Here is a 15526-nt window from a genome sequence, read left to right as displayed (position 1 = left end):
CATAAATAAATGGAAACTTTATTAAAGAAATAATGGGTGAACCGCCAGATGTATTTAAAAGTGTCTAAAATACAACTGCACATTCACGTAATATACTAATGATTCTGGTTAGAACTATCCTGTAGTGTCCTGTTTATCAGTATAAAAATTAATTTTAGTAAGTTGAGCAATGAGTATTAGCAGGGAAATAAACTGATAAGCAAGTTCCACAAAGCAGTGGAAGATAAAAAGGAGCGTTCTATAAATGAATATTACAGGAGTAGAAATATGGCAGCGAAATAATAAGTTAGGGCTGTCGGCTCATCTACCATTCAGTTAGAAGAACGGATTGTTTTAAGTAGCAGATGTTATAAAACTCCCTACGTACGCTTATGCAGAATTTTCTAGGGACTAAGCCTTACGAGAAATGGTATAGTTTAGAGCCTGCACTTATAAAGGCGGACATTCTCAAAACTCACAGGTTTTTAGAGCGGCAAGGTTTACAAAACTGAATATTATTCAGATAAATTCAGGAAAAGCAACCTAGGCTAATGGTGGGAGTTTTATTTTGCGCTCACCATTTTGGGAGAACCTGGCCGGAGGCGCTGGTGGGTTTCTTTGGTCGCTTTTATTTTCCACTTCCAGAGCAGGAAACCGGTAATCGAAAGCAGGGGCGCGCTGATACCGACAAAGCAGAACAATAATTTAATTAACCAATTGCCAAATTCCAGGAAATGAATAGAATGGGAGATGCTGTCGAGTTTGGTAGTGGTTTCAGCGGCAGGGTTTAACTTAACATCCAGTAATGCACCGGTTTTTGCATCAAAAGTAACCGCATTATAAAATTGGCTGTAGTAAAAAGGCTGTCCGGTTACAAAGCCGTTAATGGTTAATGGCTGGTCTTCCGCTTTGGGGAAACGCATGTAGGTTGGCTGGAAATCCGGATGCTGCTCTCTTAAAGTGCTTAAAGCCTGATCAATGGAAATAGCCAGGGGCGGACTGGCAATTGGCTTATTAGGGGCACCAACAGCTTTAAACCCGTTAACCATAATACCGTAGCTGATCCAGGCACCCGTGATAACCATGAGTAAATTCAGGAGCAAGGCCCATACGCCCACAAACCGGTGCAGCGAAGAAGCAAAAGACCTTTTGGTTTTACGACTGAAACTTACCCGGAATAACAGCATTCTAAAGATCACTTTCCGGTAGGTAATCACGCCGGTTAGGAGCGAAATCAGAAATATCAGGCCCGTAATAAATACCAGAATTTTACCCGTAAGATCAGCGTGTAATGAATAATGCAGTGTCAGGAGCCAGGTGGTAATGGTTTTATGCGAATCTAAGGCGGTCAGAATAGTGCCGTTGGCTGGATGGGCGAACACCATTAAACGCTCTTCTGGCCGGCGTAAACTGAATATTAGAGTCTCCTGCGGATTATCTGAAAAGCGTTGCAGCCGGATTTCCCAGTTCTGATATTGGCTGGTGATAGTGCGGTAAGCTTTATCAATATTTACGGGTGCCTGGTTATTTACTTCCCAGTAGGCGCGGTGTTCCCAGGCTTCCAATTCGTGGTTAAAAACCAGTACGGATCCGGTAAGCCCCATCACCAAAATGAATAGTCCGGCCAGCAGGCCGCACCACTTGTGTATTTTGTAAACTTTTTTGCCGATGGGGTTCCGCATAAGGTAAAAGCCGCTGCCGAACCAGCAGCGGCTGGCTAAAATATTATAAACTAAAAGTGAAGCTTAAATTGTACCGGATACCATTGCCCCGGGTATAATCTCTATCGCGACCGTAAAACTGCGCCACCGGGTTGTAGTAACGGGTGTTAAATAAGTTCTCAATACCCAGGTTCAGGCGGGTAGTTTCGCTTAAGCGGTAAGCCGAACTTAGATTAAATAAATTAAAGCCAGTTATCTTACCTTCGCCGAAAGCATAGCGGCCATTGGTACCCGGATTAAACCGGTCGCGGGTGCCGGAGAATATATAATCTACCCGCAAATCGAGCGGTTTTAAAGGTGTTATTTTGATGTAGGATGTAAGTTTGGGCGGTGCAATACGGGTAGAATTTAAATATTTGTCTTCACCGTCCTGGGTATCGCCATCGTTGTTGCTGTCGGTTTTGCCTTCTACAAAAGTGTAGCTACCGCCCACCGATAAAAACGACAGCGCATTATAATTCAAGGCCAGTTCGTAGCCGTGGATGCGTTCGGGCAGGCGTTGGGTAACAAAAATGCCATCCTGCTCTACTAAATTGGCACCCAGCCGCGACGTACTTAGGTAATATACTGCTTCAAAATTAAGTTTTTGAATATCGGTATTAAAGCCGGCTTCGTAGTTGTTTACAATTACCGGTTCAAGATTTAACTGTTGAATGGTATTTTCTTTGGCGGTTCTTAAAATGCGGCCCAGTTCAAATACCGAGAACCCTTGGGAGTAACTCACATATGGTTTAAAATAATTGTATTTGATGTAGCGCAGACCCGAATTAAAAGTTAAAGCATTGTAATTCAGTTCGCCGCCTTTTACCGCAATCGAACCTTTATTATTCGGACCGGTGGCCAGGGTCCGGTAATCGTCCACATCAATCGAAATATTTTCGTAACGCACGCCGCCTTTAAATACTAAATTGTTAAACAATGTAGTATTTAGTTGCGCATACGGGGCCTGGTTCTGCATATTCATCTCGGGCACCCACACCCGGCCATCTACCAGAGATTGGGCGGTAATATCATTTAGTATATCCACGCCGTAAGTAATAGTGGCATCTACGTTGGGCAGGGTAAGGGGCGTAATAAAATTAGCGCGTAAGCCTTTTTTATCGGATTCTATTACGGATTGGCCGCCTTCGTAAAAAGAGTCGACAAAGTCGTAAATGGTTTTAAATTTCTGGAAGTAAGCATTGGCTTCCAAGTCGGTTTTTCCGAAAATACCTTTGGCGGTGTAGGCCAGCCGGCCGTTGTGGTTGTAGCGGGTGCCCTGTTTTTCGCCCAGTACCTCGCCTTTTATCCCAATGGTTGGTGTTTCGCCGTATTTACCAACCTGGGCTATGTAATCGGAATTCTGCCGGGAGCTGAAATAATTGTACATCACTTCAAGACGGTGATCCGGGTTGATGTTGTAACCTACTTTGGCGAAGCCGTTATACGTTTTGGTTTCGCCGAGGCCGTAATACGGCGAGATTACTTCGCCGGCGGCATCTTTAAACACCCCGGTTTTGTCGTACAAGCCCGAAACTATGTAATCAACTTTATTTACCTGCCCGTAAAACTGCTGCGAAAACCGGCCACCCAACGAGTTTTTCATGCCCACCAGATTGCCCGTACTGCCGACGGTAGTGGTTGAACCGAATTTTTTACCGGTTTCGGGCCGTTTGGTAATGTAGTTAATTAAACCACCATCGGCTCCGTTCCCGAAGATAGAGGTCGAGCCTTTTATAACTTCAATGCGGTCGATTACAGCTGGGTCGATGCTCCGGATATCGCGGCTGCCGGCCCGCAACGGCGTTGATTGCGGAATGCCATCGATTAACACCAGCAGGTTACGGCCTCTTAAGGTCTGGCCCACATTGGAAGTAGTATTATTCGCAAAGCCCAACCCTGGTACCGCCCACGTAAGCATATTGCTGAGGTTGGGGTTAATACTGGCCTGCGTTTGAATTTCGCGGGAATTTAAAATGGTAACCGATACGGGTGTTTCGCCTAACGTTTCTTTGGCGCGGCTCGACGAAATAATAACTTCGTTTAACTGGCTGTAACCGGGTTTTAGATTAAAAACCTGGGTAACGCTGGCATTGTTGCTTACCGTTACCTGGGCCGAGGCAGTTTCGTAGCCTACTGCATTTGCCTGTAGGGTATAGGTGCCGTCTTGCAGGTTGAAAATATTATAATCACCGTTCTTCGCAGCCGGTGCTACTATCGAAGAATTTAATATTCTGACTACACTGCCTTCCAGAGGTGTACCTTTTTCGTCGAGAACCTGGCCACTGATAATATTGGTACCCTGAGCCAATACCGAAAAACTAAAACAGCAAACAACATGGAAGGTCAGTAAATATTCTTTCATTATTTAGAATTTTTATAAATAAGCACAAAGCTACAAGCCTAAATTTACTTATCAAGAATTCTTCTAAATAATTTATAGCAAGGACGGAATAAATATTGTGGAAGTGATTTACAGATTAATGTGTTTGTACCATACCTGGCTGTCTTTGGCAGATTTGTTGGTATAAGCTACCAGTACTGCCGATTCGGCTACTTTTATAATTACCGGGTGCGTGGCCGAAATACTATCCGGAGAAAGATGCGTATTCTGGGTAATTTGTCCATTGTTGTCGCGGATTTGCAGACCAATGCGGTTATTCAGGTTACCGGCCTGCTGCGCCTGCTCATCCCACACGATAACCAGTTCTCCGTTTTTTATGGTGCAAAGCTGGGGGTGCCGGGCCGAAGGCAAATTGCTGACGGTTTCGCGTTGGGAGAAGCCTTGGTTATTGGGTTTGCGACAATAATAAACCCCGCTGCCGCCGCCCATGGTATACCACACAAAATGCAGGCCGGTGCCTGTAGCAGTCATGGCCGGACCGGTATGCGGACAGCCGTCTATGGCCCAGTTATCGGCGCTGATACGTTCGGGTTTTGAAAAGCTTTTACCATTATCACCCGATACCAGGTGCATCATGTCGCGGACAGTGCCGTTGAGAATAGCCCGGTAAACGGCATGCAGATTGCCGGCTTCATCTACAAATAATTTGGTGCGGCAGCACTGGCAAAGCTGCCGGTCTATTATTTTCTCGTTCTTAAATCCTGCGCGGCCCTGGGTGCTGGCGTAGTACAAAGAGGAGCCTTCGGCGGGCATTTCTTTCCGGGAGTCGAGCCAGATAGCCGCTACTTCGCCGTTGGGTAATAATGTCATATCAAAATAGCGTTCATCTATGCTGCCGGTTATATCTTCGGCTATTTGTTTGGCAGCGGTCCAGGTTTTGCCACCATCAAAAGACTGCGTGTACTTTACCAACCCGGCGTAGTCGTTTTCGGGATTCGGATTGCTCACGGCGAACATAGCTATAATGTCGCCGTTTTTCCGGAAAAGTATTTTCGATAGATTTTCGTCGTGCGGGTATACGCCGGCGGTAGTGGGAATAAATCTGGTTTTGTTAAAAGTTTTGCCTCCGTCCGGCGACACCGCATAAGCCATTAAAAAATTATCGGCCGTATCCTGGGCCTGCACCCAGCAAAGCACGGCCCGGCCTTCGTTATCCAACGTTAAGTAGGGGCAGGCGCTTTTTAATCCTGGCGAAGATATGCTGGCTGCGGCCGGCTCCTGGGGTTGGGGCCTTTGAATACAACCCAAAACATAAACGCTGAGAAGAACGAAAAAAGAATATTTTAAAAAGGGTTTCATATCGGAGCAAAATGGCAAAAGTTAAAACCAAAAAAGCCTTTATGTAAGTTATTGCGGGGCTTTGGCCGAAAAATTATAGGCAATGCCGAGGTTAAAGGTGCGGGGTATGCCCTGGCGGTAACTTTTGCCGTAACTAAATTTATCTACGGTGGTGGCATATAGCTTATCTGTCAGGTTCAGGGCATTCAGCCAAACTTCAACGCCTTTTATGGTATAGCCGGTCCGGAAGTTAAACAAGTTATAACCTTCGTAATATTCGGTGTTGCCGGCATCCATGTAATATTTGCCCAGGTGCTGCCATTCCAGACCCAGGCGCAGGCCCGGTAAAAAATCGGGTTTGTAGGTAACTTCGGAGTTCGAAATAAACCGCGGCGCGGTAGCCATTTCGTTATGGTTATAAATATTGCCTCTTTCCACATAATCGGTAAAAACGTGGCGGGCGTTGGTGCCGCTTATCCGCAGGTTCAGGCTTTTAACAGGCGCATATTTTAGGGTATATTCTACGCCCTGGTGTTTGGTTTTACCGGCATTCTGGTTTTGGTAGGAGCCGTCGGGCAAACGCACCGAAATGATTTCGTTGGTGCCGTTAAGCTGGTAAATACTCACATCCAGGTAGCCTTTGTTCTGGTTAAAGCTGAGCCAGCCACCGGCTTCGTAATTGCCATAGGTAGATGGCTTTAAAGTCGGTACTTTCACCCCCCGGTACAAATCGGTAATTTGGGGCGGCGCAAAACCCACGCTGTAGTTGGCATACGTACCCATGTTGGTGTTTATGAAATAGGTAAAACCCAATTTGGGCGATAAACTTGTAAAATTATTCCGTTCATCGGGGGCGCCGGTAAAAGCATTGGGGGTTAATTTATTATCGAAATTGAAATCCAGCCGATCGTAACGCAGCGCCGCTACTACTTTGGCCTTCGGCAACGGCGATATTTCCAGTTGTCCGTAAGCAGCCGTGTTCAGCAGGTTTACCGAATAATCGGTTAGCAGCGAATCGGTACGGGTAAAATTGGTGTATACGCCGGCCTGGTTCCGATCTATGTTTATAAAATAAGCTTCGTAAGTGGCGGGGCTGTAATCCAGGCTGAGGCCGCCGATGATGCGGGCATCCAGAAAATTAAAGTCTTTTTTGTGTTGCGCTACTAACCCGTAACTTTTAAAAGCATCGGTGTTCATTTCGCCGCTGGCTTTAGCAGCGTTGCCGGCCATATTTCTTATGGCATAAAACGGGTTCTGGCCAATGGCATTGCGCCGGAAAAATGCATTTACCGTGGTATTATTCTTGGCATTCCATTGGTGATCGAGCGTGCTCCGGACCCGCAGCGCATTTACTTTGCGATAAGTAAAGGTTTGCAGGCTTTCGTATTTTTTTCCGTAAAACTTGGTGCTGTCCAGGCCACCGGTCTGGTCGGTGTGGTAGTCGATTAAGCTGGCGGTAGTAATGAGCTTGCTTTTATCGCTAATATTATAATCGCCCCGCAGGGTAAAGGCCAATTTATTAAAATCGCTGTGGCTGATGATACCATTACGCTGGTTGGCGTAATAGCCGCCGGCAAATATTCCCAATTTTCCAAAGGTGTTCGAAACCGCGAAGTCGGTTCTTTTGTAACCCAGGTTACTGCTTTCGGCTTGTAATTTGGCGGTTAATATTTGGGAAGGAGCCTGCGTAATAAAATTTATTGCGCCGCCAATGGCTTCGCTGCCGTAAAGCGAGGAAGAGGGACCCCGGATTATTTCCATGGTTTTCAGGGCCGCCATGTTTATTTCAATCAGGGCATTGTGGTTAAAGTCGCCGGTTGGCCGGATCGGAATGCCGTCTTCGAGGTACAGAAAAAGACTGCGGTACCCAATGGGTTGCCGGATGGCCATGGTATGCTGCTCGTTGCCCAGGTTCACCATGTAAACGCCGCTTACTTTATTTAATACCTGGTCCAGGGTTACGGCCTTGGTTTCGAGTAGTACCTGTTTAGAAATAGTGCTGATGGCAATGGGTGCTTCGGTGCGACTCTGTGCCTCGCGGCTAGCCGATACAATTACCTGGTTTAACTCACTGAAAGCCGGATGAAGCTGAATTAAAAGCATATCGCGCTTTACCGCCACCTTCTGGCTGTTATACCCAATAAAAGACACCGTAATAGAATCGCCCGGAGAAGTGGCCGATAAGGCAAAGCTGCCATCGGCGTTGGAAGTGCCACCCGCCGGCGAACCGGCAAAGCGTAAGTTAACACCAGGCAATGCTTCTTTGGTTAAAGCATCAACCACCTGGCCTTTTACCGGCATCTGGGCATAGGTAACAACGCTGAACATCAGCACCAGCAGGATGCTCATGAATATATTTTTCATAAAAATTGAAATAACAGTTAGAACTACCGGGCAGCCCGGAAAGCTTGCGTAAGGCTGCCGTTGCCGCCAGAATAACTAAAGCTTGCGGCAAAAAAGATTAGCTTAACTGTAAGAGGGCGGGTGAAAGATGGCCGCTAAATAGCGAACAGGATGCCCAACCAGATACCGGAAAATAAAGGTTTGAATTGGGGTTACCTGGCTAAAGCTACAGGTGAAATTAACCGGCAAAGACAGCGGGAAATCTATTTTCAAGGTTTGCTGGGTAGATTTGTTTTCGGACTGCTCTGCTTTTTTTAAGTTTTTTTGCAGGTAACAATGTCCTTCGCAGTTTAGCTCGGGTTTACTTTGGTTAATGCAAAGAAATTCCCCGATATAATCTTTATTCAGTTGGTAATCGAGTACAATAAATGCCCGGCTGAGAATTTGCATCAGCATCACAAACAGGAGCAATATGGTTATACCACTTTTCAATCTTGCGCGATTTTTAACAAAAGTAGATAAACAAGGGTAAATGGTTAATGACTTTAATCACTACCGATAGCTGATATTGCGCAGCAAAATTCTTGCAAATTCCGGGTTTTTCGCTCTACCCGCCCTTGTAGTGAAGGATTTTCTGTGTTTTATGAAGGGTAAATATAAAATATTTTAGATAAATAATAAAGAAACCGTTGCTTGAAAAATGAATAATGGCTTAATGGGCAAAAGTCTAAATATCAACTTCGAAAAATGACAATCTCGAACTTAGAAGGACATATTTTTTTAGCCGGTTTAATGCCATTGAGGGCGTTTGTACCCGCTTCGGGGTGCCGCTGTTAGGATAGTTGGTAATCGAGGCAGAAGGATCGTCAAACCGTCGTGGTGGTAAACAGTAAACCGGAAGTAGTTTCAACCGGCTGGTTTGGGTATAGCCTGGCCTGCACGGTAGCCGCCGCTAAAACTAAAATCAGCCACAACAGCGAGGGTATTTTTTGCCGTTTAGCTTAAATATTTTCATTTGGTACGTTTAGTATTCCGGATATAAATAGGTTTATGAAGACTTTATTTAAATATAAGCTTTCAGGGAAGCTTGTCTTAACTACTAAAAAGCCTCGCCGAATAAGATTCTGCGAGGCTTTTTAGTAGTTAAGGCCAGGGCCGTTTTTATATTATTACGATTTCAGTTCCAGTACAACTACCGAAAAAGGTGGGATTTTCACTTTTAGCGAGTTACCTCGGAGGTTAGCACCTTTAAAGTTGGCCGGCTTAATTTTATTCGGATTATCGAAGGTATTGTGGTCCTGCAACGTTTTTGAAGAAAGTATGCGGCCCGATACTGATTTAAACTTAGCGTCTTTAATATCTAAAGTTACTTCCTGGTCTTTTTTAGCATCGATATTTACGAGCGAAACATGTACCAGCCCGTTTTTATCGCGGGAAGCGGAAGCCGAAACCGCCGGCAATTTGGCATTCCCTACATTATAATCGTTGCTTTTTAGGGTTAAAGGCAGCAAAGATGCATCCTGGTGTACGTTATACATTTCCATCACGTGGTAAGTAGGCGTCAGGAGCATTTTTTCGTCTTCGGTTAAAATAACTGCTTGCAGCACGTTTACAGCCTGGGCCAGGTTCGCCATCCGCACGCGGTCGCAGTATTTATGGAAAATATTCAAGGTGGTGCCGGCAATCATGGCATCGCGCATGGTGTTTTGCTGATACAAAAATCCTGGGTTGGTACCTGGCTCTACTTCGTACCAGCCGCCCCATTCGTCTACTACCAAAGCCACTTTTTTCTGCGGGTCGTACTTGTCCATAATGGCGGTATGCTTCTGAATCAGTTCATCCATAAACAAAGCGCGCTGCATGGTGGTAAAATATTGCTGCTCGTTAAAAGTGGTAGAAGGGCCTTTTTTATCCCAGTCAATTACGGAATAGTGGTGCAGCGCCACGCCTTCGATTAGGTTTTTAGGAATATTTTTCATGAGCACCTCAGTCCAGTTATAATCGGCGGAGTTGGCGCCGGAAGCAATCCGGAAAAGCCCGCCGGAATTGTTCCAGTCCGATACAAAGGTGGCGTATTTACGGTATTCGTTGGCGTAATAATCCGCAGTCATGTTACCGCCGCAGCCCCAGGCTTCGTTGCCGATACCCCAGAATTTAACTTTCCAGGGTTCCTGGCGGCCGTGCTGCCGCCGCAGTTTCGACATGGGACCTTCGCCGCTGAAGTTTACATATTGTACCCAATCGGCTAGTTCCTGCACCGCACCGCTGCCCATATTGCCCGCCAGGTAGGGTTCTGTGCCCAGCAGTTCGCACATATTCAGGAAATCATGCGTACCAAAGCTGTTGTTTTCGGTAACGCCGCCCCACCAGCTATTTACAATAGTTGGCCGCTGATTTTTCGGCCCAATGCCGTCTTTCCAGTGGTAGGTATCGGCAAAGCAGCCACCCGGCCAGCGCAGGTTGGGTATTTTTAATTTTTTAAGAGCGTCTACCACGTCGTTCCGAATACCTTGGGTATTGGGTATTTTGGAATTGTTTTCGCCCACGTAAAAGCCGCCGTAAATACAACGGCCCAAATGTTCGGCAAAGTGACCATAAATATGGCGGTTAATAGTTTTGCTGGGACTGGTTTGTACCGACAATTCACCGGTATTTTGGGCAAAGGAGGTAAAACTGCAAACCAGGAACAGGGACAGTAGAAATTTTATTTTCATGGGGTGGTTGGATTGGTAATATTCTTTAATACAGGTTTTCTTCTAAATAGATGCAGCAAATAAAACTTAGGTATTTAATAGATGTATAAAATACACTTATAAATATAAGATTAGATTCTAATTCGGAACAAATATTCCTTGATTTATTTTTTAGCCTGGCTGCGGCAGGTGTAAATAGAGGTGCAGGAAAAAATAAGTATTGATGGCGGTTTAGCAGCAGGTATAAGCCTTATCCAGAGAATATTATCTCTTGTATAAATATTGGTTTATACCAGTTGGCGGGGAGAGTTAAATTATGGTTTAAGTTATAATCCTAAAACCAAATTTTGCTGATAATATTCCGCTCTTGTGGGAGTTTTGTATTTATACAAACGTAGGACCGGTTAGGAGTCATTATCTAATATTCACTTTAGCAATATTAAATAATGACTAATTTTAGATTATACCCTGGTTACAAATAAAATAGAGAAGTGCGCTTAAGATTTTTCTTCTTTATCTGCCGCTTCATCTTCTGATTTAGGAGGTGTGGTAGAAATACTGCCGTCGGCATTCACGTAAGCCAGCATGTCTTCTAGTTTACCAGTTGATGCCTGTTCGTGACGTTGCTGTTTGCGTTCTTCTTTATCTTTTTTCTTTTTTTGTTTTACTTGTTGGAGTTGTTTTTTTAGGAAACTGTTTTGTGATCTTGCCATATCAGGTAAATTTAAGGTTAATAATCAGGTCCGGAAAAATCTGCTTTTTCATTTATCCGGATTAGCCCGACCTAAAATAGGATTCTATGCAGCGGAGTGTTTTCGTTAATTTTAATAATTACGGTATTTAAGACAAAATGACCGGACAAAACAAAAAAGCCTTACCGAGGGTAAGGCTTAAAAGTAAAAAATTGCTTATATAGATATTAAAACTAAACTAGCTTAACATTAACTGCATTCGGTCCTTTTTGTCCTTGTTTAACATCAAACGATACTTCATCATTTTGTCTGATTTCATCAACTAAGCCAGATACATGCACAAAGTATTCGTTTTCTGAATTTGTTTCTTTAATAAAACCGAATCCTTTCAGATCATTAAAGAATTTTACTGTTCCTTTTATCATTTTGTAATTTGTTATATACCTTCTACATATAATCGACTACAACAGTTCATTCATTGCCTAAATAATCTACCTAATTAACCAAGATTCAGTATGATTACTCATAATTATTAAACTTATTAGCATTGGTGGCGGTTGTATATTGCCTGTAATGTTTGCCGGAAAATGCCCCCGGGCTATAGTCTTAACTCCGTATCGGAAAAGCGCTACTATGAATAGTGAAATATTTACAAATTTAAGAGCTCTGAAAAATACGCTGGATTGCGAAGTAAACGATGGTCCGAATGGGGTAGAAAGCGTTAAAGATAAATGTTTGGAAGCCTTGGTGTTAATAAAGCAGTTAAGCTTTAACGATAGTTCGCCACACGTGCAATTAGCTACCCGGCACAGCATCCAGTATTTACACAAGGCGCTAACCGAGATAGATATTTTTTATGCGTCCTATAACAAGGCCCGCAAAACCCGCAACGCTTTAAAAGATATTTGTGCGCCTGCCCATGCCGGCCTCGAAATAATCCTGAACCTAAATTATCAATAGGTATTAACCAGCATAAATCTTTTCATTACGGAAAAGCCGCCAAATTAACATCCTGGATTTTTTCTACCGAAGCTTACACGCCTTCTGATATAACTACCCATACTCTGGTTGCAGTACCGACCTGTGCTAACTCGCACCTGGGTGGGCAAAAGACCCAGCAAGCGGAGATCTCAAGCACTTGGCGTATGTATTATTCCGTATCAACTGTTTGCAACTGCATCATAATTTTTTTATGTTCTTACCCGATTAAAATTAAGAATTTAAGTTCTACCAAAGTAAGTCGTAAGAACAAACTGTGGGTTACCTTCCGGTAGGTATTGGAAAAAGAATGACCTTTTTTAGATAAATTTTGCTAGATTAGCAGACTGTTCCTTGCAAAAGCCTGGCAAAGCCGCTTCACTCTAGTGCTGGTGATTTGGTTTTAACCATTTAATCTGGAATGTTTTAAGTTAAGCTTAAGTAGCCATAAGCCCTTACTTCTTCTTTTTTAGAGCCAAAGTTTGGGATATACCTAACTGAAATTTAACTTAAATATTACCTCCATGAAATTACCGGAAAATTACCTCGACCTTACCTGTATTTTATTATCCCACTTATTAAACGAGCCTGCACCGCATAATAATTTGGTTTTGCGCGAACAACTTACCGAGAAAATTAAAGCCGAAGATTTTGGAGAGTTAATTGCGTATGCGTTAAAGCAAAACCTGATTTATATTAGTAATACACCCGATCACAAAGCTTATTTGTTAACCAACAGCGGCAAAAACTTTATTCATAAAAACACTGCGGCTCATTAAGTTTAGGTGTTTTCTCTTAAATAGTTTGTCTGCAATTAGTTAATTCTCGTAAACCAAATTACTTTGGAAACCTGACATACTGAATTATCGGATCTTAAACAAAAAGTAATATTAGAAATACAGGCTGGTAGCGTTTTGCTGCCAGTCTTTTTTGTTCAATAATAGTTGGTGGTATTTGCGGCGCAGAAAATCCTGCATGTTTTGGCCACAATTAAAAGTTAAATCCTGCTGTTCTGGTTTAATTTTAGCTTTATTTTATGCGAAAAGAATCTCATACCAAATCCCGGTTTCTGACTTACCTGGCAATTACCGTAATTTTTCTTTTGCTGATAGCCTTGGGTATTTACTTTTATTTTTAAAGCTACCTGGTTTAAAGTGTTAAAACTCGGCAATTTGCCTGAAATTGCTCCGCAGAAGTAAAATTTACAATCTTCTTTTTCATTCCCAGCAGGCAGCTTCTGTTGAGAACAACTTACCCATAACTAAATTCCTGGTGTATTACCTTGGGTTACTCCTAAAAGCAGCAATTTCTTTCGGAATTGCTAGAATACTACAAAAGGACAGCAAAGGTGGGTACAGCTGGTAGCTGCTTTTTAGTGCCTTGATCCATTTCTACTGATATCAAACTAACTTTATTCAACTGTAATAGTAAGTTCTGGATAATATAAACGTGTACGCTTCAGGGCGCCTGCTTCTGTATAAGTGTATAAAATAAAACGGCCTCCTCTTTTTACTTAAGAGAAAGCCGTTTTAATCGTCGTGGGTTTACTTACTCCTATTGGATTATGCGCCCAGCGGGAAATTAAACACAAAGCCGGTACCGTCCGGCGTAATACCATCGATGCGGGCCATACTGGTTTTAGAGGAGCCCAGCGCCTGATCCAACTCCTGCAGGGTGTTAACCGGACGGCCATTTACGCTGATAATAATGGTGCCGCGGGGTACGCCGGCCATATCAAAAAAGCCGCCATCTGCCACATCGGTTACCACCACCCCGGATCTGAGGCGATAGCGTTGTTTTACATCGGCGGGGAGCGGTGCAAAGGCCGCTCCGAGCTTGGTGTGTAAGCCCTGACCGGAAGGGGTAGTGCCGGAGGCTACGCGGGTAGCTTCTTCGCCTTGCAGGGTTACCGTAACCTGACCGGATTTTTTATTTCGCAAGTAAGTTAACTCTACCTTGTCGCCGGGCCGTTGCCGTGCAATCCGCTCCGAAAATTCTGCCGAAGAGGTTACCGGCACCCCGTTGATGCTTTGAATAATATCGCCGGCTTTTAAACCGGCCGACTCCGCGCCACTACCCGGCTGAATACCGGTAATATAAACCCCTTCTATGTTGGCCGGGTTAATGCCCTGTTCGCGAAGCATCTGGTCTTCTACGGTAGGTGCCGGGAAACTCACGCCCAGATAACCACGTTTTACCTCGCCATATTTTCTAAAATCGGTTACTATTTTCTTTACTAGGTTTACGGGTATGGCAAAGCCGTAGCCAGCATAGCTACCCGTTTGGGAGGCAATAGCGGCATTTATACCAATTAACAGGCCGGCGCTATTAACCAGGGCCCCGCCGCTGTTGCCGGGGTTAATGGCGGCATCCGTCTGGATAAATGATTCTATGGCCGAACCGGCAGGAGGTTGAGCGCCCTGGCCATAATTCTCCTGACTAGGGCGGTCGAGAATACCGATGCTGCGGCCTTTGGCGCTAACAATACCCGCCGTAACAGTGGAGTTTAAAGACAAAGGATAGCCCACGGCCAATACCCATTCGCCAACCTGTACGTTATCGGAGTTGCCCATTGCCACAATTGGCAGGTTAGTACCCGCTACTTTTACCAGCGCCAGGTCGGTGCTGGGATCGCGGCCAATTAGCTTGCCTTTAAAAGCCCGTTTGTCCGGTAATACCACTTCTATTTCGGAGGCATTTTCGATAACGTGGTTGTTTGTAACAATATAGCCATCGGGAGTAATGAGGACCCCGGAGCCGGAAGCCCGGGCCTGACCGCCCGATTGCGGAGCGCCAAAAAGTTCTTCGAGGGGATTGCGCGGGCCGGCCGCCACGTTGTTGTAAGTTGTTTTAATATGCACCACTGCCGGCGAAACCATGGCCGATGCTTTTACAAAGTCCGGGGTAATCACGGTCCCGTTTGAGTCGGTAACATTATTAACAAAGCGTACGCGCTGGTTATCGCCCTCGGTGTAAAAGTTTTGGGGCTCCCGGTTATCCAGGTACCGGTATCCGGCAATGGCTAAAATCGCCGAAAGAATAGAAATGATTAATACGAAACCTATTTTTTTCATTTTACTTAATCGTTTAAAAATATTGCTATCCGTTCTATATTTAAAAATGAGGTATCCCTATCCAGACTTATTTAATAACTGATAAGCTGTAAAAGCCGGATAGATGTAAGTAGCTCACCGCTGTTATTCAGAAGGAATCTATGTGGCAGATTGCCAAATAGTTAATTCCTGAATGACGGAGGTGTATTTTAGAAGCCAATAGGAATATCTAACTCAATATAGCCTAACATATTAAAGAATATTACCTAAGAGTACCCGCTTTTATTATACATTCCTTTGTGCATAAGGTTCTTATGATAAGTGGTTAATCCTGTTTATTTAATTTCAGCCTTAAAAATAAAAAGATAACCCTGTACTAGTAAAGTACAGGGTTATCTTTTTAATA

At 44.1% G+C, this 15526-nt stretch carries 11 protein-coding genes; 2 read left to right on the top strand and 9 right to left on the bottom strand.

The annotated features are described in order from the left end of the window. Positions 1-542 precede the first annotated feature (542 nt). From AAE02nite_RS18860 to AAE02nite_RS18825, 8 genes are all read right to left on the bottom strand, one after another. A complete protein-coding gene (locus AAE02nite_RS18860) occupies positions 543-1661 on the bottom strand; it encodes a PepSY-associated TM helix domain-containing protein (RefSeq protein ID WP_146901396.1) in 1119 nt (372 codons plus the stop codon). 43 nt (positions 1662-1704) lie between these two features. Next, on the bottom strand, positions 1705-4044 hold the full coding sequence (locus AAE02nite_RS18855) for a TonB-dependent receptor (RefSeq protein WP_146901393.1): 2340 nt from the start codon (positions 4042-4044) through the stop codon (positions 1705-1707). A gap of 108 nt (positions 4045-4152) precedes the next feature. Then, positions 4153-5382: a sialidase family protein gene (locus tag AAE02nite_RS18850; RefSeq protein ID WP_146901390.1), complete on the bottom strand. Its 1230-nt coding sequence runs from the start codon at positions 5380-5382 to the stop codon at positions 4153-4155. A gap of 48 nt (positions 5383-5430) precedes the next feature. Further along, positions 5431-7725, bottom strand: a complete 2295-nt coding sequence (locus AAE02nite_RS18845; RefSeq protein WP_146901388.1) for a TonB-dependent receptor — start codon at positions 7723-7725, stop codon at positions 5431-5433. Positions 7726-7827: 102 nt separating this feature from the next. Next, the gene (locus tag AAE02nite_RS18840; RefSeq protein ID WP_146901385.1) at positions 7828-8196 is read right to left on the bottom strand and encodes a hypothetical protein; all 369 of its coding nucleotides are present in this window, start codon (positions 8194-8196) and stop codon (positions 7828-7830) included. A 677-nt stretch (positions 8197-8873) separates the two neighbouring features. Further along, positions 8874-10418 (bottom strand): alpha-N-arabinofuranosidase, encoded by a 1545-nt coding sequence (locus AAE02nite_RS18835; protein ID WP_146901382.1) that lies wholly within the window; start codon positions 10416-10418, stop codon positions 8874-8876. A 476-nt stretch (positions 10419-10894) separates the two neighbouring features. Beyond that, a complete protein-coding gene (locus AAE02nite_RS18830) occupies positions 10895-11110 on the bottom strand; it encodes a hypothetical protein (RefSeq protein WP_146901379.1) in 216 nt (71 codons plus the stop codon). Between the two features lie 212 nt (positions 11111-11322). Then, positions 11323-11514 (bottom strand): cold-shock protein, encoded by a 192-nt coding sequence (locus tag AAE02nite_RS18825; protein WP_146901376.1) that lies wholly within the window; start codon positions 11512-11514, stop codon positions 11323-11325. Between the two features lie 208 nt (positions 11515-11722). Between AAE02nite_RS18825 and AAE02nite_RS18820 the strand changes: the two genes are divergently transcribed. After that, entirely contained in the window at positions 11723-12049 is a 327-nt protein-coding gene (locus tag AAE02nite_RS18820; protein WP_146901374.1) for a hypothetical protein, read from the top strand. 542 nt (positions 12050-12591) lie between these two features. Next, a complete protein-coding gene (locus AAE02nite_RS18815; RefSeq protein WP_146901372.1) occupies positions 12592-12846 on the top strand; it encodes a hypothetical protein in 255 nt (84 codons plus the stop codon). Between the two features lie 783 nt (positions 12847-13629). On the opposite strand, the gene AAE02nite_RS18810 is transcribed toward AAE02nite_RS18815, so the two are convergent. Continuing rightward, a complete protein-coding gene (locus tag AAE02nite_RS18810) occupies positions 13630-15141 on the bottom strand; it encodes a trypsin-like peptidase domain-containing protein (protein ID WP_146901371.1) in 1512 nt (503 codons plus the stop codon). Positions 15142-15526 lie beyond the last annotated feature (385 nt).

The organism is Adhaeribacter aerolatus (assembly GCF_007991635.1).
In the GTDB taxonomy this organism is placed as follows: Bacteria; Bacteroidota; Bacteroidia; order Cytophagales; family Hymenobacteraceae; genus Adhaeribacter; species Adhaeribacter aerolatus.
The sequence above is the reverse complement of the archived record's forward strand: the minus strand, read 5'-3'. Positions and strand labels throughout refer to the sequence as shown.